General features: G+C 42.2%; 24 protein-coding genes. 15 read left to right on the plus strand and 9 right to left on the minus strand.

The window, feature by feature from the left end; genetic code table 11:
* Positions 1–14: 14 nt before the first annotated feature.
* Positions 15–944 (plus strand): cysteine synthase A, encoded by a 930-nt coding sequence (cysK, locus tag VKA52_RS11915; protein ID WP_160910752.1) that lies wholly within the window; start codon positions 15–17, stop codon positions 942–944.
* A 632-nt stretch (positions 945–1,576) separates the two neighbouring features.
* On the opposite strand, the gene VKA52_RS11920 is transcribed toward cysK, so the two are convergent.
* On the minus strand, positions 1,577–2,188 hold the full coding sequence (locus VKA52_RS11920) for a trimeric intracellular cation channel family protein (RefSeq protein WP_326315801.1): 612 nt from the start codon (positions 2,186–2,188) through the stop codon (positions 1,577–1,579).
* Positions 2,189–2,424: 236 nt separating this feature from the next.
* Here VKA52_RS11920 and VKA52_RS11925 point away from each other — a divergent pair, with 236 nt between their 5' ends.
* The 4 genes from VKA52_RS11925 (at position 2,425) to VKA52_RS11940 (ending at position 4,927) form a co-directional block, all read left to right on the plus strand.
* A complete protein-coding gene (locus VKA52_RS11925) occupies positions 2,425–2,961 on the plus strand; it encodes a helix-turn-helix domain-containing protein (RefSeq protein ID WP_326315802.1) in 537 nt (178 codons plus the stop codon).
* An 11-nt stretch (positions 2,962–2,972) separates the two neighbouring features.
* Positions 2,973–3,119, plus strand: coding sequence for a sporulation histidine kinase inhibitor Sda (gene sda, locus VKA52_RS11930; protein WP_202412330.1), 147 nt, complete (start codon positions 2,973–2,975; stop codon positions 3,117–3,119).
* Positions 3,120–3,188: 69 nt separating this feature from the next.
* Positions 3,189–3,893 carry a YqjF family protein gene (locus VKA52_RS11935; protein WP_160910749.1) on the plus strand — a complete coding sequence of 235 codons (705 nt, stop codon included), beginning with the start codon at positions 3,189–3,191 and terminating at the stop codon, positions 3,891–3,893.
* Between the two features lie 80 nt (positions 3,894–3,973).
* On the plus strand, positions 3,974–4,927 hold the full coding sequence (locus VKA52_RS11940; RefSeq protein WP_326315803.1) for a ring-cleaving dioxygenase: 954 nt from the start codon (positions 3,974–3,976) through the stop codon (positions 4,925–4,927).
* A 47-nt stretch (positions 4,928–4,974) separates the two neighbouring features.
* Here VKA52_RS11940 and VKA52_RS11945 read toward each other — a convergent pair whose 3' ends face one another.
* The gene (locus tag VKA52_RS11945) at positions 4,975–6,924 is read right to left on the minus strand and encodes an aconitate hydratase (protein ID WP_160910747.1); all 1,950 of its coding nucleotides are present in this window, start codon (positions 6,922–6,924) and stop codon (positions 4,975–4,977) included.
* 320 nt (positions 6,925–7,244) lie between these two features.
* Here VKA52_RS11945 and VKA52_RS11950 point away from each other — a divergent pair, with 320 nt between their 5' ends.
* Both VKA52_RS11950 and VKA52_RS11955 read left to right on the plus strand, forming a co-directional pair.
* Positions 7,245–8,525, plus strand: coding sequence for a helix-turn-helix transcriptional regulator (locus VKA52_RS11950; protein WP_326315804.1), 1,281 nt, complete (start codon positions 7,245–7,247; stop codon positions 8,523–8,525).
* Positions 8,522–8,644, plus strand: coding sequence for a hypothetical protein (locus VKA52_RS11955; protein ID WP_326315805.1), 123 nt, complete (start codon positions 8,522–8,524; stop codon positions 8,642–8,644). The genes VKA52_RS11950 and VKA52_RS11955 overlap by 4 nt, the downstream gene beginning before the upstream one ends.
* A gap of 179 nt (positions 8,645–8,823) precedes the next feature.
* Here VKA52_RS11955 and VKA52_RS11960 read toward each other — a convergent pair whose 3' ends face one another.
* The 6 genes from VKA52_RS11960 to VKA52_RS11985 all read right to left on the minus strand — a co-directional run bounded on the left by VKA52_RS11960 (position 8,824) and on the right by VKA52_RS11985 (position 15,367).
* Positions 8,824–10,230 carry an MBL fold metallo-hydrolase gene (locus VKA52_RS11960; RefSeq protein WP_326315806.1) on the minus strand — a complete coding sequence of 469 codons (1,407 nt, stop codon included), beginning with the start codon at positions 10,228–10,230 and terminating at the stop codon, positions 8,824–8,826.
* A 172-nt stretch (positions 10,231–10,402) separates the two neighbouring features.
* Complete coding sequence (locus tag VKA52_RS11965) at positions 10,403–10,921, minus strand: DUF6933 domain-containing protein (RefSeq protein WP_326315807.1); 519 nt, start codon at positions 10,919–10,921, stop codon at positions 10,403–10,405.
* 84 nt (positions 10,922–11,005) lie between these two features.
* Entirely contained in the window at positions 11,006–11,719 is a 714-nt protein-coding gene (gene treR / locus VKA52_RS11970) for a trehalose operon repressor (protein ID WP_326315808.1), read from the minus strand.
* Positions 11,720–11,734: 15 nt separating this feature from the next.
* Positions 11,735–13,420: an alpha,alpha-phosphotrehalase gene (gene treC / locus VKA52_RS11975; protein WP_326315809.1), complete on the minus strand. Its 1,686-nt coding sequence runs from the start codon at positions 13,418–13,420 to the stop codon at positions 11,735–11,737.
* A 24-nt stretch (positions 13,421–13,444) separates the two neighbouring features.
* Positions 13,445–14,854 carry a PTS system trehalose-specific EIIBC component gene (gene treP, locus VKA52_RS11980; RefSeq protein WP_160910742.1) on the minus strand — a complete coding sequence of 470 codons (1,410 nt, stop codon included), beginning with the start codon at positions 14,852–14,854 and terminating at the stop codon, positions 13,445–13,447.
* Between the two features lie 24 nt (positions 14,855–14,878).
* Positions 14,879–15,367: a PTS sugar transporter subunit IIA gene (locus tag VKA52_RS11985; protein WP_326315810.1), complete on the minus strand. Its 489-nt coding sequence runs from the start codon at positions 15,365–15,367 to the stop codon at positions 14,879–14,881.
* A 295-nt stretch (positions 15,368–15,662) separates the two neighbouring features.
* On the opposite strand from VKA52_RS11985, the gene VKA52_RS11990 reads away from it, so the two are divergent.
* The 4 genes from VKA52_RS11990 to trhO all read left to right on the plus strand — a co-directional run bounded on the left by VKA52_RS11990 (position 15,663) and on the right by trhO (position 20,037).
* A complete protein-coding gene (locus VKA52_RS11990; protein ID WP_326315811.1) occupies positions 15,663–16,850 on the plus strand; it encodes an MFS transporter in 1,188 nt (395 codons plus the stop codon).
* A 59-nt stretch (positions 16,851–16,909) separates the two neighbouring features.
* On the plus strand, positions 16,910–17,458 hold the full coding sequence (locus tag VKA52_RS11995; protein WP_160910739.1) for a cysteine hydrolase family protein: 549 nt from the start codon (positions 16,910–16,912) through the stop codon (positions 17,456–17,458).
* A 189-nt stretch (positions 17,459–17,647) separates the two neighbouring features.
* Complete coding sequence (locus VKA52_RS12000) at positions 17,648–19,009, plus strand: MFS transporter (protein WP_160910738.1); 1,362 nt, start codon at positions 17,648–17,650, stop codon at positions 19,007–19,009.
* Between the two features lie 86 nt (positions 19,010–19,095).
* Entirely contained in the window at positions 19,096–20,037 is a 942-nt protein-coding gene (gene trhO / locus VKA52_RS12005) for an oxygen-dependent tRNA uridine(34) hydroxylase TrhO (protein WP_160910737.1), read from the plus strand.
* A 178-nt stretch (positions 20,038–20,215) separates the two neighbouring features.
* Here the strand turns inward: trhO and thiD are convergent, their stop codons facing one another.
* Positions 20,216–21,019 carry a bifunctional hydroxymethylpyrimidine kinase/phosphomethylpyrimidine kinase gene (gene thiD / locus VKA52_RS12010; protein ID WP_326315812.1) on the minus strand — a complete coding sequence of 268 codons (804 nt, stop codon included), beginning with the start codon at positions 21,017–21,019 and terminating at the stop codon, positions 20,216–20,218.
* 108 nt (positions 21,020–21,127) lie between these two features.
* Here thiD and VKA52_RS12015 point away from each other — a divergent pair, with 108 nt between their 5' ends.
* The 4 genes from VKA52_RS12015 to VKA52_RS12030 all read left to right on the plus strand — a co-directional run bounded on the left by VKA52_RS12015 (position 21,128) and on the right by VKA52_RS12030 (position 24,569).
* On the plus strand, positions 21,128–21,439 hold the full coding sequence (locus VKA52_RS12015) for an MGMT family protein (RefSeq protein ID WP_160910735.1): 312 nt from the start codon (positions 21,128–21,130) through the stop codon (positions 21,437–21,439).
* 41 nt (positions 21,440–21,480) lie between these two features.
* Positions 21,481–22,431 carry a PD-(D/E)XK nuclease family protein gene (locus VKA52_RS12020; protein ID WP_326315813.1) on the plus strand — a complete coding sequence of 317 codons (951 nt, stop codon included), beginning with the start codon at positions 21,481–21,483 and terminating at the stop codon, positions 22,429–22,431.
* Between the two features lie 81 nt (positions 22,432–22,512).
* Entirely contained in the window at positions 22,513–23,148 is a 636-nt protein-coding gene (locus VKA52_RS12025) for an SDR family oxidoreductase (RefSeq protein ID WP_326315814.1), read from the plus strand.
* A 149-nt stretch (positions 23,149–23,297) separates the two neighbouring features.
* On the plus strand, positions 23,298–24,569 hold the full coding sequence (locus tag VKA52_RS12030; RefSeq protein WP_326315815.1) for a tetratricopeptide repeat protein: 1,272 nt from the start codon (positions 23,298–23,300) through the stop codon (positions 24,567–24,569).
* Positions 24,570–24,583 lie beyond the last annotated feature (14 nt).

The following is a 24,583-nucleotide window of genomic DNA, read 5'->3' on the forward strand; positions in this document are numbered from 1 at the left end:
AGGAAGTGACAAATATGCGTGTCGTTAACAATATAGCCGATCTCATCGGAGATACACCCTTAGTGAAGCTGAATCGTATTGCTCCTGAAGGCGGAGCCGATATTTATATGAAGCTGGAAAAATACAATCCAAGTGGAAGTGTCAAAGACCGCGCTGCTTTCAATATGATGGAACAGGCTGAGAAGGATGGACACCTTAAAAAAGGGGCAACGATCATTGAACCGACCAGCGGAAATACAGGCATCGGAATTGCAATGAACGCTGCTGCAAGAGGCTACAAAGCCATTCTTGTCATGCCGGATACGATGACTCAAGAACGGATTAACTTATTGAAAGCCTACGGGGCGGAGATCGTTCTCACACCTGGGGATGAAAAAATGCCAGGAGCTATCGCAAAAGCGAAAGAACTGGTTAACGAAATTGAAGGAAGCTTTATGCCTATGCAGTTTGAAAACATGGCTAACCCAGACGCCCACCGTCATACAACGGCTGCAGAAATTATAGAAGCTATGGAGGAACTCGGTAAACCTCTATCCGCTTTCGTATCTACTGCTGGGACAGGCGGTACCATAACAGGTACAGGGGAAGAGCTGAAAAAGCGTTACGAGGATTTGACCATCCATGTAGCAGAACCCGCGGGTTCCCCTGTACTTTCCGGTGGAAAGCCAGGGAAGCATAAGCTTGTAGGGACAAGCCCAGGTTTCGTTCCTTCCATCTTGAATCAGGAAGTGTATGACGAGATTTTCCAAGTGACAGATGAAGATGCCTATGAAATCACTCGCAGGCTTGCTCGTGAAGAGGGCTTGCTCCTAGGCACTTCCTGTGGAGCCGCCTGCTGGGCTGCCATTCAGGTCGCCAAAAAGAAAAAGCCGGGAGAAGTAATCGTATGTATCGCTCCCGACACCGGGGAACGTTATCTCTCAGGAGACTTATTCCGCTACTAAAACAAAGCACTCAGAGTTCCCAAACTCTGAGTGCTTTTTTATATCCTTCTTTCACTATAGCTCTCTTTTCTTGAAGACTCAGTTTCAAGACTTCTGTTGAGTGGATGGGGGCTACGGGGAATAGCTCGCTTTCCGCAGGAGTCTCGCCATTCCCCTCCGCCCCTTTGCCGCATAAGTATCTCGAAACCACTTCCAGGAAAGTGAAGCAACATGTATTCCCCAATCGCATTTGGAATGATAAAGCCTGTTATACAGCGCTTTACCACTATAGATTCAGGGTTTGTGAAAGACACTCATACTGATAAAAGCGGTTCGTTTCTCAATTTTATCGTATGGGGTGGCTGGGAAGCTGCGAGACTCCCGTGGGAGAAAGGAGATCGGCGAGATCCCGCAGGACGTAGTCCGAGGAAGCTCACCATTCCCCCACAGGAAAGTGTTCAAATGCGGAATCGCCCTGGTAGACACGACTGGCCTTTGCTGTTCTGCTTATGACGCGAGTGTCTGGACGATGGAGCTGGACGAGTAGCTTCCCAGCCACCCCTGACTCCCATTATGGCAAACGCCCCCCGAAAACATCTCGAAACTGAATCTTACACAATCCTGCCATTTCACTTAGGATATACTTCAATGCTTTACAGGCGGTATAGGTCTCTGAAACGTAAATGCCAGCCAAGATGGAAGGAGGCGACACGGCAGATGATGACGAGAAGGAAAATCATATAAGTTTGCCAGGCGCTTCCAATATCAATCCACCCCAGCCCTATAAGGAGCCCTGCCATCAATGCCCAAACGGCGTAAATTTCCTGGTGCATGACCATAGGACGCCGCTGAGCAAGGACATCCCTTGTCACCCCTCCCCCGACACCAGTCAGGATAGCAGCGAATATAATTCCTCCAAGAGGAAAATCATTTTCTATTGCAAAAGACGCACCTTGAAGAGCAAAAGCAGACAAGCCGACGGCATCGGGGTATATGTTCCACCGGTCCCAGGTCATGACCCACGTCTTAGGGAAGAAGTAAACAATGGCAATTGTACCGAGAGCTACATAAAAAAGGTAACCTTGTTCCCATACGTGGACGACAGGTACATCCAAGGCAATATTCCTGATGATCCCTCCAGCAAATGGTGTCGCAATACCAAGAATAAAGGTTCCAAAAATATCATACCTCTCATTTAAAGCTACAATCGCTCCACTAAAAGCAAAGGCTGAAACGGCTAGTATGTTCAATATTTCCCAAGTCATTGACTGCCTCCTCCCGATGTTCTTTTTCTGTGTGAATGTTATGTTTATCGCGGACTGATTGATTATAACAAATTCTTACTAGGTAATAGGATTTTTTTTATATTTTTGATAGAATGCCAGGGCAAAAAAGAGAATAGGTGAGGATCTGTTCCATGGCTGTGTTGCAATCTGCCACAAGGAATATCGCTAAGAAAATCGAACTAGTTATATGAAAAAGAAATCGGGATGTGAAAAAAATGAGGAGATGGCTAATCCAATTAAGAAAAGAACAACAATTAACTCAACAGGAAGTCGCATCAGGAGCGCATATTGATCGTGCCTATTATGCTCAAATTGAAAATGGCACGCGCAATCCCAGCATGACAGTCGCTTCTCGTATTGCTTACCATCTACATATTAACCCTTCACTTTTCTTTTCTGAGCAGTTGAGTGACCCCTTCGAAACAGCACTCACAGGGTCCCCGATTACGATTGCTCATTGCGATTTAGAACATCGCTATACTTGGCTTTTTAATAACCATTCTAACTTTATGCTGAAAAAAGTTATTGGGAAAAGGTTGGATGAAATCTTTAAGGATGAAACCTCAACTAAACTATTAGACATAAAGAAAACAGTGGTTTTAGAAAAGAAACCAGTAAGAAAAGTGGTATCATTCAAGCTTTCCGATGGAGCGATTGACTATGATATTTTTTGTAAACCGATCTATGATTCCAATAATAATGTCATAGGAACAGCAAGTGTTTCAATGGAAGGACAGAAACCGTTCCTGTAAGGGGAAAAAACATGATTATCGAAAAGCTCTCTTCATTACTGCTGAAAGATTCACTTCAAAAAGCCTTAGAATTAAAACTGGAAGAGGAGTTTATCTGCTTGTTAAAAGAAGAAATTACTAAGAGAGAGAAACTAAAAAAACTTAACAACAACATATAGAATGACTTCTTCCCCATCACCACATAGAGATGTATGATTCAATGGTAAACCATGACAGAGGTGATACACATGGAACGAAATCATTGGATTATGCATCAAGAGTGGAATGATCTGATTTTCATGCATTGGCCTGTACCTGCAGAAGTATTACGCCCTTTCATTCCGACTGCTTTTACAATCGACGAATACGACAATTCTGCCTGGATTGCCATCGTTCCCTTCCGCATGCAAAATATCCGCTTTCGCGCCCTCCCCTCTCTCCCATTCGGAAATCAACTTCTTGAATTAAATGTCCGTACATACGTGACGTTCAATGGAGAACCAGGAGTTTATTTCATCACTCTGGATGCCGATCATCCGCTTGGAGTATTTATAGCGCGCACGCTGTTTGGACTGCCTTATGTTCATGCAAAAATGAGACTGGACCAAACAGAGACGGGATATCAATTCAGCAGCAGACGCATTCATGGAGGATATCCTGAATCTCATTTTCACGCAAGCTTTCATACGGTATCAGAACCGATCCACGCGCAACCTGGCTCTCTTTTATATTGGTTAACAGAAAGATATGCCTTGTGGGTGATGAAAGGCCATTCTAAGGTTTACAAAGGCCCTATTCTCCATAAAAATTGGAGGCTGCAAAAGGCGGAAGCAGATATTCAAATCAATCAACTGGTAGATTTCCTTCCCCCTTCTGTTATAGAAGCCAAGCCGATTACTTATTTCTCAAAATCCCTGGAAACAAGAATATTCCCTTTTGAAAGAAAAGCGTAAAACAGAAGCTTTGACAGTTTTATGTAATGATTATATAATTATCTTGAATTCAAGATAATTGAACATAAGGAGGAATGACCATGCAACTGAAGGGCATTCATCACGTTTCAGCGATAACCGCCAATGCAAAAAACAATTATGATTTTTATACGAATATTATGGGCATGCGCTTAGTCAAAAAGACAGTAAACCAAGATTCACCATCAATGTACCATCTTTTCTATGCGGATGAGAAAGGGAGCCCGGGCACAGACTTAACTTTTTTCGAAATTCATCGAGCAGGTCACACGTATCCTGGAACACGAAGCATCTCCACTACATCACTTCGTGTAAAAAATGATGAAGCTCTAGAGTATTGGAAGGAACGCTTTGAAGAATATTCCGTTGAACAAGAGGATATAAAAGAAAGACTTGGCCGAAAGACCCTCTCTTTCCGAGACCCTGAAGGACAACGATTGATTCTCATATCTGATGAGAACAATAGCGGAGTGGAAGCCGGCCATCCATGGGAACATTCTTCCGTACCTCAGGAATACGGTGTTATCGGACTTGGACCCATTCATCTTACTGTGAACGAAGCAGCTAAAACAGAAAAAGTCCTTACTGACATCCTGGGTTTTCGAAAAAAAGGATCCTATGAACAATGGGTGGTTTATGAAACCGGTGAAGGAGGAACAGGTGCAGAAGTTCATGTGCAAGAAAAGCCTGATGGACAGCCCGAAAAACCCGGTCGCGGAAGCGTTCACCATGTAGCGTTCCGTGTAAATGATGAAGACGAACTACAGAAATGGCAGGAGGTCATCCAAGCCGCAGGTTATCCTAACTCAGGACTTGTGGATCGCTATTATTTCAAATCCCTTTATTTCCGGGAAGCCAATCACATCCTTTTTGAACTGGCTACAGATGGACCTGGATTCGCTACAGATGAGGAAGAAGATCATCTTGGAGAGAGTCTCTCTCTTCCCCCTTTCCTGGAACACAAGCGTCAGGAAATTGAAGAAAGCCTGACTCCACTGGACACATCACAATCATAAATAGATATATTAAAAACTCCGGCGGGATAAACCCAGCCGGAGTTTTCTTATGATTCTAATCTATTTTTCACCCAGTTGATTAAACCGCCCATTTGCATGATTTCAATCTGCCGATCAGACAGGGCATGCTCAAGCTTGAGAGTTTTATCTTTTCCTTTCACTTCAACTTCCACTTGAGAAGACTGCTTGATCTTATCCCTCAGACCTTTGAACACAAGGACGTCTCCTTGCTCTAAGTCATTGAGGTCGGAAGGATCAGTAAAGGTCAATGGCAATACTCCAAAGTTGGCAAGATTCTGCCAGTGGATACGTGCAAAGTCTTCGACAATAGCAACTTTCAAACCAAGATATTTAGGTGCAAGAGCCGCATGCTCACGACTGGATCCCTGCCCGTAGTTTGCACCGGCGACAACAGCGTGACCACCGTCCTCTCTTGATTCCATTGCTCGATCATAGTACGTTTCATCAACTATTTCGAACGTGAATTTACTGATTTCCGGTAAGTTGCTTCGATAAGGAAGCACCCGTGCACCACCTGCTAGAATTTCATCGGTGGAGATATCGTTCCCCATCTTCAATAAGATCGGTAGTTCCATGTCATCAGGGAGTTCACCCATCTCTGGGATGGAAGCTACATTCGGACCTTTGACTAATTCTACATCCTTCGCTTCCTCAAAAGGTAAAGGTTCATCAAGTAATCGTGTGTCCACCGTTGGTTTTTCCAAATCCTTCACCTTTGGAAAATCGAAGCCTGACTTTCTTGGGTCCGTAATTTTCCCTGTCAGAGCTGAAACGGCAGCCGTTTCAGGACTGGATAAAAATACACTATCCTCTTTTGTCCCTGATCGTCCCGGGAAGTTCCTTGGGGTGGTACGTAAACTGTTCCTGCCCGTCGCTGGTGCCTGCCCCATTCCTATACAACCGTTACAACCGGCCTGGTGCAATCGTCCTCCTGCTTGAAGGAAATTAGCAATATGACCTTCCTGAGACAAGTCGATGAGCATTTGACGTGAAGTAGGATTCAAGTCAAAAGATACCCCATCTGCAATGTGCCGTCCTTCTACAATTTTCGAAGCAATCGCAAAATCCCGATACCCAGGGTTCGCTGACGAACCGATATATGATTGGTAAATCGGTTCTCCTTCTACTTCCTCTACAGGAACAACATTACCCGGGCTGGATGGCTTGGCAACCATTGGCCCCAATGCAGACAGATCGAGCTCATCATGAACATCATACGTCGCATCATCATCTGCAACTAGTTCCATCCACTCATCTTCTCGTCCTTGAAGCTTCATAAAACGCTTCGTTTCTTCGTCTGATGGAAAAACCGTGCCCGTGGCTCCAAGCTCAGCTCCCATGTTTGCAATCACATGACGATCCATGGCTGTCAAGTTTTTCAAACCAGGACCATAATATTCAAAGACATGGTTGACGCCACCTTTCACCCCATGTCTTTTCAGCATTTCTAAAATGGCATCTTTTGCACTGACCCAGTCCGGGAGCTCTCCTGTTACTTTCACTCCCCAAACTTTCGGCATTTTCACGTAAAAAGGTTCACCCGCAATAGCCATAGCTACATCAATTCCGCCAGCACCCATAGCAAGCATTCCCATGCAGCCATTCGCGCATGTATGACTGTCCGAACCTAGTAATGTCTTCCCCGGCTTCGCTAATCGCTGCATATGAACAGGGTGACTCACACCATTTCCCGGCCTGCTGAAATGCAGTCCGAATCGCTTCGCGGCACTCTCAAGGAACAGGTGATCATCCGGATTCTTACTATCTTCCTGGATTAAGTTATGATCCACATATTGCGCGGAAGCTTCCGTTTTCGCCCGATCAATCCCCATCGCTTCCAGTTCGAGCATAACCATAGTACCGGTCGCATCCTGTGTAAGCGTTTGATCAATTTTCAATCCAATTTCCGATCCAGGGTTCATCTCCCCCTCTACCAAGTGATCCTTAATTAACTTTTGTGTGACATTATATCCCACATTTATTCCTCCTTCTCACTTGTAGTTGATGACGGTCCTGATGAAACTTTTTATAAATTTCCTATACCTTTTATACCCTTATTGTTGTATGATTACTCATAGGTTCCAAAAAGTTCCTTTATAAAAATCCATAACAGCCATTAAATGGTAATCTATGAAAGTCCCCCTTCCAAAGTCCCCTTAAAGCCACAAAATTTTCCCGACTTGGGAAACTAGTGAATTTTGTTGAAAATCCCAGAACGAACATGTATTCTAAATATAGATTTGAAAGAGCAAACACTCTGAAAAATCAACAGTTGATCAACTAGGTGTGAGAAAAAATGGAATATGGTAAAGTGCTTCGATTTCATCGCGTGAAGCAGGGTCTAACACAGAACCAGCTCGCAGATGGAATAATCTCGCCGGCGTATTTGTCTAAGATTGAGAACGATCAAACCGTTCCCGCGTTCGAGGTACTTGAACACCTCTACGAACGTTTAGGACTCGATTTCCACGACAATTCTTATCACCATCCTTCCAAGGAAAAGTTGAAGGAATGGTATGAGATGATCGTCTTCAAGCGGATCGAAGAGGCCAGGGAATTAAAAGAAAAACTCAAACAACAAAAAGATACGCTGAATAATCATCATTTGTATATATTTTTCGAGCTGTTTCGCATTCGCCATCTGCTGTTAGAAAACGAGGTGGAGGAGGCTTACGAAGTATGGAAAAATATTCGTCAGCATGAGGATACATTTGATGAGGAGATGGAGTATTATTTCCATTTAAGTTCAGGCCTGGTCAGTTATTACCGTGGAGACTATGAAGATTCCTATCTAAAGTTGATGGAAGCTAAGAATTACAGCGCATCAATTGATTTAGAAGGTTGGGAAGAAAGTGATTTATACTATCTTCTATCACTCAGTGCAAGCCAATCGAATAATATATCAGCATCAATTTTCAATGCTGATCAAGCCCTAGCAATCTATCAACAGCAATATAACTTAATAAAAAGTGCTGACTGTCACATTCTATTAGGAATTAATTATGGTAGATTAAAAAATTATGGAAAAGCACTTGAAAACTATCATTTAGTTAGTAAAATAGCGACTCAAACCCAAGACTACTATCAGTTAGGTTTGGTTTATCACAATATCGGAGTTATTGAATCAAGACGCGGAAACTATCAAGCAGCACTTATGAATTATAAAAAAAGCCTTTCATATAAATCTGATATGGGGTCAGTTCATGAAATCTTCGAGACAATTTATTGTTTGGTATTAGAAACATACAAATTAGATCGTTACGAAGATTGTAATACATGGATTAAAAAGGGTTTATCCTATTTAGAGTCTTCACCAAAGGATACAATGACTGCGTATATCCACCTAAACATCTATACCATGTTAATAAACAAGGATGAAGGTGCGGCTCAATATTTAGAAAGTGTTGCAATTCCTCATTTTCTAGAAAAAAAACAACATCGTTTTGTTATTAGGTACTGCTTAATAGTATCTGAGCTTTTAGAATCTGAGAGAAGTTATAAAAAGTCATCAAAATATTTAAGGTTAGCAATTGATTTATTAAATAAATACTCTAACTTAGGAGGAATGTTACTATGAAGAAATTAATTGGTATAATTGCTATACTAACTGCTATTTTATCTTTTGCAGCAGGTGTTGATTACGTTGATACTGCTGAGGAATCACATCCTCGCCCACTAGTTGTGGATCAAATTTAAATTTTGTAACATTGTTTTTTAGTTTTAAGTTTTTTAATTTTGTGTGTTAATTCAATTTTTATATAATTAACACCTCCCCTAATCCTATACCTATACAAACTTTTGCCTCTATCTTTATGGTAGAGGTCTTTTTTTGCCTAAAAAACCTGCCCTTCATGTCTGGGCAGGTTTTGGCGTAATTAGGCGTTCACTTTTTCTTTATGCTCTTTCCAGGCTGAGAACCCGCCTTTCAAGTTCAACACATCCTTATATCCATAAGCCTGTAATAAACTTGCGGCGATCGCTGATCTCATGCCGGACTGACAATGGACAATCGGTGTTTTATCGGAAGGCACATCTTCCATACTTTCTTTTAGCTTCCCAAGCATGATGTGCTGGGCTTCTTCGATATGGTCATCGTCCCATTCGCTGTCATTTCTTACATCGATGATGACATAATCTTCGTGTCCTCTGAATTTATTTTCGAGCTCTTCTGGTGTAATGCTTGTGTACGTTTCTAAACCACCATAACCATTGATTTCTGCTTCCTCTACATAACCAACAAGGTCATCCAACCCGATTGATTCTAAGGATCGCTTAATTCCCGGGATGGATTCTTTAGATGCGATCACTACGATCTTTTGATCATATTCAATTAACCAACCTGCCCAATTGGTAAAGGATCGATTAAATGGAATGTTGATGGTTCCTTTTAGATGACCATTTGAAAATTCAGAGGATGGTCTTGTATCCACCACCATATATTCATCAGACATGTATCGGCCCATATCTGAAATTGAAATTTCCGTTACCTCTCTTCCCTTTTGAAGAGACGGACCTTCTTTGTTTAGTTTTTTCATCATAGCGAAATATTTCGGTGGTTCAGGTTGACCATCCAGTAATTCTTCGGTAAATGCTTTTTCATCGGTGTGTTTTAACGCCCAGTTGTTTTCTTTTTCATAGCCTATCGTGGAAGAAGGGACGGCTCCTAATGACTTTCCGCAGGCACTACCTGCCCCGTGTCCCGGCCATACTTGTACGTAATCAGGAAGTTCTTTGAAGCGTTGAACGGACTGATACATTTCCGCCGCTCCCTTACTGGCCGTTCCTTCTGCCCCAGCCGCTTTTTCAAGTAAATCCGGACGCCCTACATCACCAACGAAGACAAAGTCCCCTGTAAAGATTCCCATAGGTACAGAGGAACCTCCCCCTTCATCCGTCAATAAGAAAGAAAGACTTTCAGGGGTGTGTCCAGGGGTGTGGATCACATCGAGTCTAACATTCCCTACATAAATTTCATCGCCATCTTTTACAAGTGTGTGGTTGATTTCGTTCAGGTACTGATACTTCCAATCATCATCACCTTCATCGGAAAGGTACAACCTTAATTCCTTTTCATTTGCCAGTTCTCTTGCACCTGAGAGGAAATCTGCGTGAATATGAGTTTCAGCAGCTGCAGACAGATGGAACCCTTCTTTTTCAGCCGTTTCATAATAAGGAGATAGGTTCCGGGCTGGATCGATGATCATGGCCTCCCCTGTCTTTTGACATCCAATCATGTAAGACATTTGTGCTAACTCTTCATCAAAAAAAGATTTAAAAAACATTTGATAACCCTCCATTTTATGAAATCCTTGTTATGTAATATACCCTCATGTGTATAAAAGAAACATACCCCCTCCCTATTATTATCCACATAAGATATAAAATCCTCCTTACACGAAACGCATGTAAAATATATGAATGAAAGTTTTTGAAAAAAGCAGCAGCGCCTGAGCACTACTGCTTTTCGAAGTAACGAATAAATTCTTTATAAGGAGTAATTTGATCCAAATTAGAAAATACAAGTTCTTTATTATTAAATTCATTGATTTCAGCAGCATCTATATCTTCATAAGCTTTACCTGCTACCTTATCCTCTGAGAAGAATTTAATCTCATTCAACATGCCGAGAACTTTCCGGCTTGTGGTTTTTGTATAAACGATTTCATCAGTTGCATCCAGCATTTGGTCGGCAATTTTTTTCTCTATCCCTAACAGTTGAAACAATTGCTTTAGTGAGCCTTTAATGACATTGTCGAGATGTTCAAATTGCTGCTTTCTCAACCCGAACAACGTCAAATTCAGGCCTGTTGCATTGTTCATAAGCAAGAGACATTTTCTTCGATTAATCGTGACGATGTTTGCATGCCATTGGTATATCTCGGGTACCTCCGTATATTCTTCTACCTTTTCAATCGGTTGACCGATTTCGTTTTGTAATTTTTTTGTTGCTCCAATTACGAACAATTTACCCACCTCGTCCTTACTATTCGATTATTTTCATTTTAACGTGTAACGATAAAAAAACAAAGAGGGACCACCACCTGGTCCCCCTTTCCCTTATACCTTTGTTCTCCGTGCAAAATCGACGAATTGAAATTTATCTGGTCTGTGTCTGGATTCTGTAAATTGAAGGGCCGTCGTATCTCCTAAATAGACATAACTGCGGATGACCACAACTTGATCATGCCCATTCAAATCCAGAAATTCTTCATCTTCAGCCGTTACCGGTTCGACGACGATTTCCTTCTTCGCAAAGCTGATATCAAGACCCAATTCATTTTCTATATAATGATAGAGCGATGTTTGAGCAATTTCTTTGGTAAGGTCATGCACAAGATCCTGTCTCAGAAAGTCTCGATCTAATATGATACGCTCGCCGCCAATTTCCCTTGAACGAACCACTTTCCAAAGATGAGAACCTTCCCTGCAATTAAGCTGCCGGCAAACTTCATCCTCTTTTACAAGAGTAAGCTCATGCACATGCGTTTGGAAACTTTGCCCCAATCGCTCAGAGAGCTCCTTAAAACTCGTCAAACCGGATACAGGGAACTCGAATTTATCACGGTCAAGAACAACAGACCCTTTTCCTCGTACTTTCTGAATATAACCATTTTGGGAAAGTAGGTTTAAAGCTTTCCGAATCGTCTCCCTGGATGTCTCGAATCGTGCACACAGGTCATGTTCAGAAGGGAGAGTGTCCCCTGCTCTGTAATCGCCTTTGTGAATATCTTTGACCAGTTTATGATAAATTTCAACGTATTTATTCTTCATGTTGCGCCCCCTCACCTATTGATCGGTAAGATGATAAACGACCGACTCGTATGGGCGAAGGTTGATTTCTTGGTCATCCACTATAGAATCATCATAGTTGCTTAAAAGGATGTCCGCCTTACTAGAGAACTGGACGTCCTCTGGTAATGTGAATATCGTTTCTTTGCCATAGAAGTTATTCACAACAAGCAAATATTCTCCATTCCATTCACGAAGATAAGCAAATACGTGATCGTGGTCTGGTGTCAACAAACGGTAATCACCGTGGGTGATGATGTCGTGAGACTTACGTAATTCAATCAATTTCTGATAATGATTAAAGATGGAATCTTCTTTGTTCATCACCACTTCTGCATTGATTTCTTTATAGTTGTCTGCTACATCAATCCAAGGGGTTCCTTCAGTAAAGCCGGCATTTTCTTCCCCATTCCATTGTACAGGAGTACGAGAGTTATCACGAGACTTCTGTTTTAATATCTCGATAATTTCCTCTTCACTGAACCCTTTTGCTTTGAATTCTTCATACATATTGAGGGATTCGACATCCCGGTAACGTTCAATGCTTTCGAACTTAGGGTTCGTCATCCCAAATTCTTCTCCTTGATAAATGTATGGAGTCCCCTGCATCATATGGATGGTAGTAGCAAGCATTTTACCGGATTTCTCCGGATAGTTCTCATCATCCCCGAATCGTGACAATACACGAGGCTGGTCGTGGTTGCACCAGAATAAAGCGTTCCAGCCATTTCCTTTATTCATTTCGCGCTGCCATTTCGAAAGGATCTGCTTTAACTCATGGAAATTAAAATCAGCGACTGTCCATTTTTCACCGTTTGGATAATCCACTTTAAGATGGTGGAAGTTGAACGTCATACTCAGTTCATCGCGCTCAGGAGCTGTGTACTTTATACAATGTTCAATGCTCGTCGAGGACATTTCACCGACAGTCATAAGATCATAAGGTTTAAAAACTTCACGATTCATTTCCTGCATGAATTCATGCACGCGTGGTCCATCTGTATAGTACTTACGCCCGTCTCCAGGTGCCACACTCCCATCGTCATTCGGGAACTCCTGATTTTTGGAAATCAGATTAATGACATCGAGACGGAAGCCATCCACACCTTTTTCACCCCAGAAACGCATCATTTCATAGATATCTTCACGCATCTGTTCGTTTTCCCAGTTTAAATCGGCTTGAGTGACGTCGAACAAGTGCAAGTAATACTGCCCTGTTTGTTCATCGTACTTCCACGCATTGCCCCCGAATTTAGACTGCCAATTCGTCGGCTCTTCCCCATTCACTGGGTCACGCCAGATATAATAATCACGATAAGGATTGTCTTTGGACTTTCTAGCCTCCTGGAACCATTGGTGTTCCGTAGACGTGTGATTGACAACGATGTCCATGATGAGCTTCATGCCACGGTTATGCGTTTCTTCAAGAAGCTTTTCGAAGTCCTGCATCGTCCCGTATTCATCATGGATATCGTAGTAGTCACTAATGTCATATCCATTATCGTTTTGAGGAGATTTATACATCGGGGTCAGCCAAAGGACATCGACCCCGAGTTTATGCAAGTAATCCAATTTCTGTATAATTCCCTGAATATCACCGACACCGTTTCCTGTCGTGTCATTAAAGCTTTTCGGATAAATTTGATAAACGACAGCTTTTTTCCACCAAGGTTGTTCAATCATTGTAGCACCACCGTTTTGAAATTTTTATACGTCTTTTTTACGCTTCGCATATAGATACGTTCCTACAAGCGGAAGGACAATGACAATCACCATACCGATCGTAAAGTCAAGCCAGTACTCCGCAACAATGGAGAAGATCCCCGGTACACCACCGACTCCAATGGAACTTGCCAATACACCTTGTGCAGAGATATAGAGACCTGCAAGGGCGGAAGAGCTGATCGCTATAATGAATGGATACTTAAAGCGCAGGTTCACCCCGAATAAGGCTGGTTCTGTAATCCCTAACCATGCAGAAATACCGGAAGAAACACTCAAACCTTTAAGTTTATCATCTTTAGAAGCTAACCAGATGGCGAATGCGGCGGAACCTTGAGCAATGTTGGATAGAGCAAGCATCGGCCACAAGAATGTTGTTCCTGTGCTCCCGACCAGCTGAATATCAACAGCAAGGAATGTATGGTGCATCCCAGTGATGACGAGCACACCATATAAACCACCGTAAATAAGACCGCCTAACCAAGCGAAAGTATCAAAAGTAGCAACAAGGCCATCTGTGATCCAGTTACCAATCGCAAATGTGATTGGTCCAATGATGATGAACGTCAAGAAACCTGTCACTAACAAGGAAATCGGACCGACAAACAATAGTTGTATGTTATCAGGGATACGGTTACGTAAAAACAGTTCAATTTTCGTCAATAAATAAGAAGCAACAAGGACAGGAAGTACTTGGCCCTGGTAACCGATTTTTTCAACGGTTAACCCGAATAAGTCCCAGGTTGGTACAGACCCTTCAGCTACGGCATCACCGTAAGACCAGGCGTTCAATAGGTCAGGGTGTACAAGCACGAGTCCTATGACAATACCTAATATCGGACTACCCCCGAACTTCTTAACCGCTGACCAACCAATGAGTCCGGGTAAGAACACGAAGGCGGTATTGGCTATAATAATGATCATGTTCGCTATTCCCGACCACTGTGGATACACATCAATGATGGACTGTTTGTCCCAGAAGATTCCTTCCGCTGTCAAAATATTATTGATACCAAGCAGCAGACCAGCGGTTACGATCGCTGGCAGAATCGGAATGAAAATATCAGCTAGCGTTTTAATTGCTCTTTGAAGAGGGTTCATGTTTCCTTTGGAAGCCTCTTTCACTTCTTCTTTAGAAGATTCACCGACACCAGCAAGAGCTACGAACTCTTTATAAACTTTATCAACAGTCCCTTGTCCAACAACGATTTGAAACTGACCATTGGTTGAAAAAGATCCTTTCACAGCATCAATATTGTTCAGTTTTTCCTGATCCACTATACCTTCATCATGTAACGCCAAACGCAGACGTGTGACACAGTGGGTAGCAGCAGACAAGTTTTCCTTTCCGCCGATGGCTTCTAAAATCTGCTCCGCCTGTTTTTTATGATCCATATTCTTTACCTCCCGGCGTGTGTTTTATTTTTTCTTCACAATCAGTAATGGGGTAGAACCAGCGTCCAAGTCGACATCGTCAGCCACTTCCACATCAAAGACGTCGCTGTTCGTGACAATAATTGGTGTTACTGTACTTTTTGCCTTTTCTTTTACTAGATCCAAGTCGAAGGAAATCAGTTTATCTCCTACTTTCACCTTGTCCCCTTGGGAGACAAAAGCTTCGAAGCCTTCTCCATCCATAGCTACGGTTTCAAGACCAATGTGAATCAGAATTTCCGCACCACTTTTCGTTTCCAAACCTACCGCATGCTTCGTTGGGAACAGTTGAACAATCGTTCCTTCTACAGGGCTGAGAACTTCGCCGTCCTTTGGTTCCACGGCAATCCCTTCCCCCATCATTTTCTGGGAGAACACCGGGTCCGGTACTTCCTCCAAAGCTACTTTCTTTCCAGTTAGTGGTGAAGCCACTCTTAAATCTGTCTCTTTATTTCCAAACAACTTCTTAAACATAAATTTCTCCTCCTCAAGCGCTTACATGAAAGCACGCAAAACTTGTATATACATCAGTTACTTTTGATTATAATTTGTATATACAAGTTTTGCAACCGTTAACAACGAGGCTATATAATTGGAATTCCCTTCCTTAACAATAAAAAACTTATAAATGTGAAAAATTGTTGGAATGAAGTCATTTACGGTTCCCCTATTAATAAAACTGTGTTATATATTTAGGGTGTCGAAATAAATAGGAAGAAGGGATATTATCCTTACCAACGAATCTCAGGCCAAACGAAACCTGTGGATCATGTGGTTTGCCAATTTCTTTATCGCCGGAAGTATTACGATGGTTCTGCCGTTTTTATCCTTATATATAGAAGAACTCGGAAATTATACAGAGTCTTATGTCCAGACGTGGTCTGGCTGGGTTTTCGGCATCACGTTCGTATCTGCTTTTCTATGTTCGCCCATCTGGGGGAAAATTGGAGATAAATATGGAAGAAAGAATATTTTGATCATCTCTGCTACCGGTCTCGCGCTCTCCGTTTTTCTTATGGGGTTCGTCACCTCGGTGTGGCAGCTCTTTCTTCTACGATTATTCATGGGAATCTTCACAGGATTTATCCCCATGTCCCAGGCATTAATTTCTACCCAGACGCCTAAAAACATAGCCGGTCAAGTGCTCGGTTCTTTGCAAACCGGCAGCATTACCGGAAGTTTAATGGGGCCGATGCTGGGAGGATGGATTGCAGATTCTATTGGCTATGCGACCACTTTTCAATATGTATCTATTACAATCGTCCTGTCTGCGCTCATTGTCTTCTTTGGCATTCATGAACAACGAATAAAAAAAGAAGGGGACCATGAAAAAACAAGCTATCAATCCAAAGAGGTGCTTGCACATATCTTTAAACATCCTGTCTTATTAATGGTCATGATTGTTTCATTGTTTGTGCAAATCGCCCACTTCAGTATTCAACCCATTCTTTCGTTATTCGTCGGTGATTTACATGGGCCGGAAAATTTAGCCCTTTTCTCAGGAATCGCCTTCTCAGCTGCAGGGCTCGGGAACTTGATGATGGCGAAGCAATGGGGGAAAATCGCTGACCGACTCGGCTATGTGAAGATTCTCGTTTTCCTTTTGTTCATGGCAGGAATCGTCTACCTTCCTGCCGCCTTCGTTACGAACATTTGGCAGCTGGTTGTTCTTCGCTTTTTACTAGGTGTATCCATTGGGGGCATTATCCCTGTCCGGACCGCCTATATCCGTCAAGAGGCTCCGGTCGCTATGCAAGGCGAGGTACTGGGTTACAATACGAGCATACGTTTTCTGGGGAATATCATCGGTCCAGCTATGGGCGGAATGATTGCAGGGGCTTATGGCTTCTCTATGGTATTTTTCGTTACAAGTGCCCTCCTTGTTATCTCTGGATCCCTATTGTTCATGGCTGTAAATAAAAACGTGACGTCCACGAAGCATATTCCCGGCTATTAATGGCGCGTTTCTGCTTTGCATCTGTTAAGATAAGTGTAAAGACACCGGGAGGGAATAGAATGAAACGTGCTTTAATCATCATTGATTATACGAACGACTTCGTAAAAAATGATGGGGCTTTGACCTGTGGACCACCTGCTCAAGCTCTGGAAAAGGACATTCACTATGTAACGGAAACATTCATAAATGAGGAAGACCTTGTCGTGTTCGGGGTGGACGTTCACGAAGAAGGAGATCCCTACCATCCCGAGACAGAGCTTTTTCCTCCCCATAACATCAGGGGAACGAAAGGACGGGAGTTGTACGGATCTCTGAAACAAATTTATGAAGAGAATAAGCATAAGCCTAACGTCCTTTACATGGATAAGACCCGTTACAGTGCTTTCGCAGGCACAGACTTGGACTTGAAACTTAGAGAACGCGGGGTTACTGACCTTCACCTTGTCGGAGTTTGTACCGATATCTGTGTCCTCCATACAGCCATCGATGCTTATAATCTTGGTTACTCCATCCATGTCCACAAGAATGGAGTCGCAAGCTTTAATGAAGCGGGCCACAAATGGGCTCTTTCACACTTCGAGTCCTCCCTGGGAGCGAACATCTTATAACTGCCTATGTCCTGACTGAATATCTACCAGGAAGTTGTCCAATTTCATACAATGATTTCAAAGGCCACAAATAAACTCCCGTTGATACGATCAACGGGAGTTCTTATGCTTGTCATTTTTCTCTCTAGTAAACTTGTGGTATAGTATTTCGAGTGTCTAATGAAATCACAGAAAGGAAGAAGAGACGATATGCCACTCACTTCTCGTCCTTCACAGGAACATTTTCGTACGGTATTCATTTTATCTGCAACGATTTTAATTGTTGTCATGAACACAACGATGTTCAACATCGCTTTACCAAATATATTAAGAGATTTTTCGCTTGCACCTTCTGAAGGCGCCTGGATCGTATCCGGCTATTCGATTGTCTTAGCGATTTTCACGATTACTTTTACACGCTTGTCTGACTACATGCCGATCCGGACATTATTAACTATAGGAATCTGCATTTTCAGCCTATCTTCCATCATCGGATTTTTAGCGGATAGTTATTTCTGGTTATTGCTTGCACGTCTATGTCAGGCGGCCGGCGCGGCAGCAATCCCCGGTTTATCTATGGTCTTCGCCGGCAGATACATTCCGATGGAAAGACGCGGAAGTGCCTATGCACTGATTGCTTCAGCCACCTCCTTAGGCTTTGGGCTTGGACCTGTTATCGGCGGAGTTATTACCGATTACCTTAGCTGGAACTACTTGTTCATTGTGACCATCATGGTTTTTATCGTCATCCCGATCCTGTACAAGTTTATGCCTGTTGAAAAAGCGGAGAAAGGGCGTTTTGATGTCATTGGGGCTCTGTTATCCGGCATCAGCGCCACCATGTTTTTGCTTTACATTTCATCATTGACTTCCTACTACTTGCTGGCCGGCCTCCTGTCTGCTTCGCTCCTATGGTGGAGAGTCAATCGGACAAGCGCTCCTTTCATACAACCTGAACTTGTAAAAAACAGCCATTATCGAAGAATTGTCTTTACAAGCTATATTGGCTTTACTTTGCATTTCGCTGTTCTGTTTTTAATGCCGATCATGTTAGAACAAGTGTATGGACGCGGCGCGGCCGCCATCGGATTTATCATTTTCCCTGGCGCTATGTTGTCAGCCGCAGCCGCGATTTACGTAGGACGCCTGATTGATGCCTATGGCAACATTAAAATTCTATTCTTATCTCAAGCTTTACTAATGATCTCAGCTTTTATCTTCTTTTTCCTGGCTGGAAAGAGTCCGTATATGATTATGATTGCTTATATGTTTACAAGTTTCGGGTTCTCAAGTTTATCTTCGAGTTCGACCAATGAAGTTTCACGAATACTGCCTAATGAGCAGATCGGTGCCGGAATTGGCCTCAAACAACAGATGCAATTCATCGGAAGTGCGACTGGTTCTGTTCTTGCAGGTATATTATTAGAGTTTAGTTCACAACCTTATACCGCCGGGAACTTTATCCTGCCGTTCGGTTCACTGATCGTTTTAATGACGGCTTCCATCCTGGTCTTATGGCTTTATTCATACAAGATCAGACGTGTGGAATTTGTTCAAAAAAATGACATTTGAAATCCGGATATAAATCGAATAAGATGGAGTATGGACATTTCTGTTATTTACTACTATATAGATATAAATATTAGGAGGAATCACTTATGAGCTCAAAAGATTACCGAGTTCTGCTGTATTATAAGTATGTCGACCTTCCTGACTATGAAGAATATTGCCAAAATCACCTGGAATTCTGTAAAAACCTTGGTTTGAAGGGACGAATCATCGTTTCTCACGAAGGGATGAACGGAACGGTTTCAGGTACTGTTGAACAAGTAGAAGAATATATGGATTATGTACGCTCTGATGAGCGTTTTGCAGATATCCACTTCAAAATTGATGAGCATGAAGGACACGCATTCAAGAAAATGCATTGCCGCGTGAAGCCTGAGCTTGTTAACTGGAGCATCGAAGAAGATGATATTGATCCGAAAACGTTCGGTGGTAAACATTTGAAACCAAAAGAATTTAATGAAATGCTGAAAGATGAAGATACCATCATTATTGACGGCCGTAATGAATATGAATACCGCATCGGTCATTTCCGTAATGCGATTCAGCCGGATGTCAACCACTCCCGTGAGTTCCCTGAATGGGTGGCTGAAAATGCCGATCAGTGGAAGGATAAGAAAGTCCTCACCTATTGCACAGGCGGAATCCGCTGTGAGAAACTGACAGGGATTCTTAAGAAAAATGGAGTCGAAGATGTCTATCAGCTTGAAGGTGGAATTACCACTTATGGCAAAGATCCAGAAGTCAAAGGTGAGCTCTTCGATGGAAAAATGTATGTATTTGACGAGCGTATCTCTGTTCCGATCAACCAAGTGGAAGAAAAGGTCATTGCCAAGTGCGAACATTGTGGGAAAGCAGAAGATCGTATGATCAACTGTAGTAACCCAGTATGTAACCGTCAGTATGTATGCTGTAAAGAGTGTGAAGAAGAGCAACATGCCGCATGTACAGCAGAATGTAAAGAACACCCAGAAAACCGCTGGGACGTTGTCCGCAAGAAGCAAATCGATAAATACGACCGTGTGAACGGTTAACACTTATCCCCTCTCTCACCATCCGTGAAGAGGGGATTTCTTATATCATACCTATGTTCTCTTTTATTCACAGGGAAAGTGGAGCAGTATGAATTTCCCAAACCACTATTCCGGATAGAAAAATCTTGCTATAGAGCGCATTATGACTATAGATCAGAAATTGGGAAAGGCATATACTTTAATCACTGATCATTCTATGAGCAGCGTGGTAAGTGGAGCCTATGCCACGGTCGAAGGATATAGCGTGGCGGATGGCACTGGTTACGAATGACTTTGCCCGTCTGACCGCGTCTTCGACAGAATACCCATTGGCAAGTTCTGCAGCGATGGCGGCAGAATACGTACAACCCGCCCCGCTCGTATGAATCGTATCTATTCTCTCGGTTTCAAGTTCTGTGATACTTGATCCGTCATAAAGCATGTCGACCGCCGGGTATCCCTTTAAACTGCCTCCTTTCACAAGCACATATTCCGCTCCAAGGGAGTACAGGTCCCTGGCCACTACCTTCATATCTTCAGGAGTTTCAGGAACCTCACAACGAAGCATCCTGGCTGCTTCATGTAAATTTGGGGTTACGACTTTTGCCAGCGGGACAAGTTCTTTTGTCAGGGTTTCAATCGCCTCATCTTTTAATAACTGTGAACCCATTTTTCCAACCATGACAGGGTCGACCACTACATTCGTAACTTCAGATGCTCTAATAAGACCGGCCACTTTTTTTATAATATCCTCAGTGAACAGCATGCCCGTTTTAAGAGCATCAACTCCTACATGTTCAAATGATGCATAGATTTGGGCTTCTATGGCATCAATTGGCTGCGTGAAAATCCCTCGTTCTGTTTGTTTATTATTCGCTACAATGGCCGTAACAGCACTCATGCCATAAACATTGAACTCTTGGAACGTTTTAAGATCTGCTTGAATTCCTGCACTCCCTTGTGCAGCAGAACCAGCAATTGTTAATACTTTTGATATGCTCATCCTAGTCGTCTCCTCTCTGTCATCTATAGAAATTGTATCAGTAATAGAGGATGGCTTCTAATCACAAAACCCTGCGATCTTGTAAAATTTAAGTAAGGAGGCCGATTTATGCAACCATTCACTGAACGCATTCTTCAAATCATCCATAGTATTCCAAAAGGTCGCGTCATGTCATACGGTCAAATTGCAGCTTGTGCTGGGAACCCCCGGGCGGCAAGACAAGTAGCCAGGGCGCTTCACAGTATGAGTGAAAAACATGACCTCCCCTGGCATCGTGTAGTCAATGCAAAAGGCCAAATTGCTGTGAAGGACCCTTCCAGGCAACGAGAACTTTTAGAAAACGAGGGTGTTATTGTGATTCATGATAAAATATCAATGAAAGATTACCAACACGATGACCCCCTCTGTTTTGAAGAATAGAGATTAGAAATGGAACATTAAATCTATGAAACTAACGAAGGATGTTACTCATGTTTGAAGTGAAACCCTACCCGGAACTATCCTGGTCTTTGTCCAGACATAAAACAATGTTAACCTGCTCAAGGAAATATGCATACGACTATTATGTATCCCATAATGGATGGCTCCGTTCAGCTGATACGTTAGCCAAACAAGCGTACCGATTGAAAAAAATGACCAACCTTGAAATGCATTTCGGAAGCGTAGTCCACGATTTAATTTATCAAACCATCCAACGCGTATTAAAAAACGAGTCGGTTATGACTGAACAAGAGTTCACGGATGAAGTACGCCATCATTTAAACCGTGGATTCATCGAATCAACGAAGAAAGAACATTTATGGATGAACCGCCCGAAGCACTATACGATGCTTCACGAAATTTATTACAGTCAGACAGACACTCTCCCGGAAGCAAAAGTACGCAAAATAACGGACCGCCTCCAAAAAACGGTCGGCAATTTTTATTCCAGTAAAACTTTCAATGATGTACGTAACAAAGAACAGATGAAGTTTATGGAATCTGAGACCTTCCGCTTCCTAAAGACGGACGAAGCGAAAGTTTTTATTGTGATGGACCTCGTCTATAAAGACCTCGACAATGATCAATGGATTATTGTCGACTGGAAAACAGGAAAATCATCCGATGAGGACAGAAACCAACTTGCCCTATACGCCCTTTATCTACAGCATAAGCACGGAATAGAGTCTCTTGATGATATCATCATTCGAAACGAATATCTGGTTGATGGCACACATGTCGAACATCAGTTAATAGATCAGGACCTTATCAATGTTCAACACCTCTACCAGATCAGTATGGAACAGATGAAACTTTATTTAGAAGATACGGAAAAAAACAAACCCCTTCCTGTAGAGCAATTCCCGATGCAGGATGATCCAAGGGTCTGTGCGCGCTGTAACTACCAGGAGCTTTGTTTCCCTCCTTCCTAGCAGGTCCGTATGTTTATCAGGTACGGAAACCGGCTAAATAAGTACTGTAATCTTAATTCCCAGAAGGAGTCGTGATTATAGATGAAAGTACTCGTAGCAGGAGCTAACGGAAATACAGGACGACTACTTATCAAAAATTTAAAAGCCGATGGTCATGAGCCGTACGGCATGATTCGTAAAGAAGGACAAAAAGCGAACGTTGAGAAATTAGGCGGCACCCCGGTACTTGCTGATCTAACCAAAGATGTCGGTTATGCGGTCAAAGGTATGGACGCAGTCATGTTCGCTGCCGGATCAGGCTCCAGCACAGGTGCTGAGCAAACAGAAGCCGTTGATCGTGATGGAGCCATCAACCTTGCTAAAGCTACTGAAAACCTTGGCATAAAGAAATTCATTATGTTGAGCGGCATGGGTGCTGGTGATCCAGAACGAGGACCTGAAGAATTAAAGCATTACCTTGAAATGAAAGGTGAAGCGGATGATTATCTGAAGTCGACCGAGCTTGATTATACGATTGTACGTCCTGGTGGTTTAACGGACGACGAAGGGACAAGCAAAATCCAGGTCGGTGAAACGGTTGAAAGAGGCACAATTCCTCGCGAAGACGTGGCTAAGGCAATGATTGCTGCTCTTCAAGAACCAAACGCTTATCATAAAACATTCGAAATGATATCAGGGGATACTCAAATCGAAGAAGCCCTGAAGACATTATCTTGAACCATCAGCTCAACCACTTCGTGTGGTTGAGCTTTTTACATACACCCCCTTTCTATTCCTATAAAAACCTTAAAAGGGAATCATATACATTGAACAAACCGATATTTTGATATAATGTAAGTAATTGGCGCTTTAAAGGAGTAGTGAATATGAAAGGTTCCTTAATTAAACAACACCGCAAATTTAAGAGTATGACCTTAGAAGAACTTGCATCAGGAATTTGCTCTGTTTCTTATTTGAGTAAAATTGAACATGATACCATTAACGCCAGTGACGAAATATACCGTCTGCTAGGAGAACGGTTGAATATCAAGTTGACGGATATTAACCAGGAATTCGATGAATCTATTCACCAGCAACTGTTGGAATGGCATGAAATTATTCAACGCCGGGACCTCCAATTAATGGAAGAATACTTACAAAAATGTACAGATGCATTAGAAACCAACCAAAATACAGAACTCAATCATTTATATACAATCGTTAAAGCCCGACACACCATGAAGTTGAATGAAGGACCTCTCTCCGATGAAGACTTCAAGGAGATTGATGATTTATATCCATATACGAAGGATGAATATAAATTTTTCTACCATAAAACGGTCGGAATCCATTTTCTATTGAAAAACAACCAACTAAAAAAAGCCCTTCATCATTTCCACAAAACAGAAGAGCTTTTAAAAAAACTTCCCTTCACCGACAGTGAAACCTACTTTCACTTAGCTCTTACTTATTCGCAGTCAAGAGCAGCGGTCGAGTCGAATTATTATGCTCAATCGGCGTTAGAAGGATATATTAAAGATTTTGACTATAGCAGAATTGTAGACACATACATGATTATTGCATTAAATTATAGAGCATTAGAAATCTATCCGATAGCTGAAGAGTATTTCTTGAAGTTGAAAAAGATTTCCAAGTACCACTTGACCTCTATAGATGAGATAAACGTTTATCACAATTTAGGTTATGTTTATGCTAACCAAGAAAGATATTCCGAAGCACTTGAATTACTAGAGCGCGCCCACAAGATCTCACTAGAAAATAATGATGGGTACTACTATGTGAATACCACTCGTCTTCTTGCTTCAACTAATTATTATGCAGGCCATATAGAAGAAGCATGGAGATACATTGAAATAGGCGAAAGAAAATCCAAAGAGTATGACAATCAAACTTATAAATATAAATTTTTCATACTCAAAAACACTATGATGGAAAAAACACACGAAGATACCTTTTTAGACAAGCTTGAAAATGAAATTATCCCTTACTTTAGAGAAAATAACCAATACGGAGATTACAAAAATTATTGCGAAATGTTAGGCAACCTGTATTATGAAAAGCGTATGTACAAAAAAGCAGCCATCTACTTTAAAGAGGTAAACAACTATCGCAAAACCCAAAAAAAGGATTTATTATAAAGGAAGGTCGGAGG

This window comes from Halobacillus sp. HZG1 (genome assembly GCF_035818575.1).
GTDB lineage: Bacteria > Bacillota > Bacilli > Bacillales > Halobacillaceae > Halobacillus > Halobacillus litoralis.

What these genes read in the sequence shown, in the direction of transcription:
- VKA52_RS11925 (WP_326315802.1), top strand. Translation starts at nt 2,425, where the DNA reads ATGAGGAGATGGCTAATCCAATTAAGAAAAGAACAACAATTAACTCAA.
- VKA52_RS11950 (WP_326315804.1), top strand. Translation starts at nt 7,245, where the DNA reads ATGGAATATGGTAAAGTGCTTCGATTTCATCGCGTGAAGCAGGGTCTA.
- VKA52_RS11985 (WP_326315810.1), bottom strand. Translation starts at nt 15,367, where the DNA reads ATGTTTAAGAAGTTGTTTGGAAATAAAGAGACAGATTTAAGAGTGGCT.
- cysK (WP_160910752.1), top strand. Translation starts at nt 15, where the DNA reads ATGCGTGTCGTTAACAATATAGCCGATCTCATCGGAGATACACCCTTA.
- thiD (WP_326315812.1), bottom strand. Translation starts at nt 21,019, where the DNA reads ATGAGCATATCAAAAGTATTAACAATTGCTGGTTCTGCTGCACAAGGG.
- VKA52_RS11960 (WP_326315806.1), bottom strand. Translation starts at nt 10,230, where the DNA reads ATGTTTTTTAAATCTTTTTTTGATGAAGAGTTAGCACAAATGTCTTAC.
- VKA52_RS11990 (WP_326315811.1), top strand. Translation starts at nt 15,663, where the DNA reads ATGTGGTTTGCCAATTTCTTTATCGCCGGAAGTATTACGATGGTTCTG.
- VKA52_RS11955 (WP_326315805.1), top strand. Translation starts at nt 8,522, where the DNA reads ATGAAGAAATTAATTGGTATAATTGCTATACTAACTGCTATTTTATCT.
- treP (WP_160910742.1), bottom strand. Translation starts at nt 14,854, where the DNA reads ATGGATCATAAAAAACAGGCGGAGCAGATTTTAGAAGCCATCGGCGGA.
- VKA52_RS11920 (WP_326315801.1), bottom strand. Translation starts at nt 2,188, where the DNA reads ATGACTTGGGAAATATTGAACATACTAGCCGTTTCAGCCTTTGCTTTT.
- treR (WP_326315808.1), bottom strand. Translation starts at nt 11,719, where the DNA reads ATGAAGAATAAATACGTTGAAATTTATCATAAACTGGTCAAAGATATT.
- trhO (WP_160910737.1), top strand. Translation starts at nt 19,096, where the DNA reads ATGAGCTCAAAAGATTACCGAGTTCTGCTGTATTATAAGTATGTCGAC.
- VKA52_RS11995 (WP_160910739.1), top strand. Translation starts at nt 16,910, where the DNA reads ATGAAACGTGCTTTAATCATCATTGATTATACGAACGACTTCGTAAAA.
- VKA52_RS12025 (WP_326315814.1), top strand. Translation starts at nt 22,513, where the DNA reads ATGAAAGTACTCGTAGCAGGAGCTAACGGAAATACAGGACGACTACTT.
- VKA52_RS12030 (WP_326315815.1), top strand. Translation starts at nt 23,298, where the DNA reads ATGAAAGGTTCCTTAATTAAACAACACCGCAAATTTAAGAGTATGACC.
- VKA52_RS12015 (WP_160910735.1), top strand. Translation starts at nt 21,128, where the DNA reads ATGCAACCATTCACTGAACGCATTCTTCAAATCATCCATAGTATTCCA.
- VKA52_RS11935 (WP_160910749.1), top strand. Translation starts at nt 3,189, where the DNA reads ATGGAACGAAATCATTGGATTATGCATCAAGAGTGGAATGATCTGATT.
- sda (WP_202412330.1), top strand. Translation starts at nt 2,973, where the DNA reads ATGATTATCGAAAAGCTCTCTTCATTACTGCTGAAAGATTCACTTCAA.
- VKA52_RS11940 (WP_326315803.1), top strand. Translation starts at nt 3,974, where the DNA reads ATGCAACTGAAGGGCATTCATCACGTTTCAGCGATAACCGCCAATGCA.
- VKA52_RS12020 (WP_326315813.1), top strand. Translation starts at nt 21,481, where the DNA reads ATGTTACTCATGTTTGAAGTGAAACCCTACCCGGAACTATCCTGGTCT.
- VKA52_RS12000 (WP_160910738.1), top strand. Translation starts at nt 17,648, where the DNA reads ATGCCACTCACTTCTCGTCCTTCACAGGAACATTTTCGTACGGTATTC.
- treC (WP_326315809.1), bottom strand. Translation starts at nt 13,420, where the DNA reads ATGATTGAACAACCTTGGTGGAAAAAAGCTGTCGTTTATCAAATTTAT.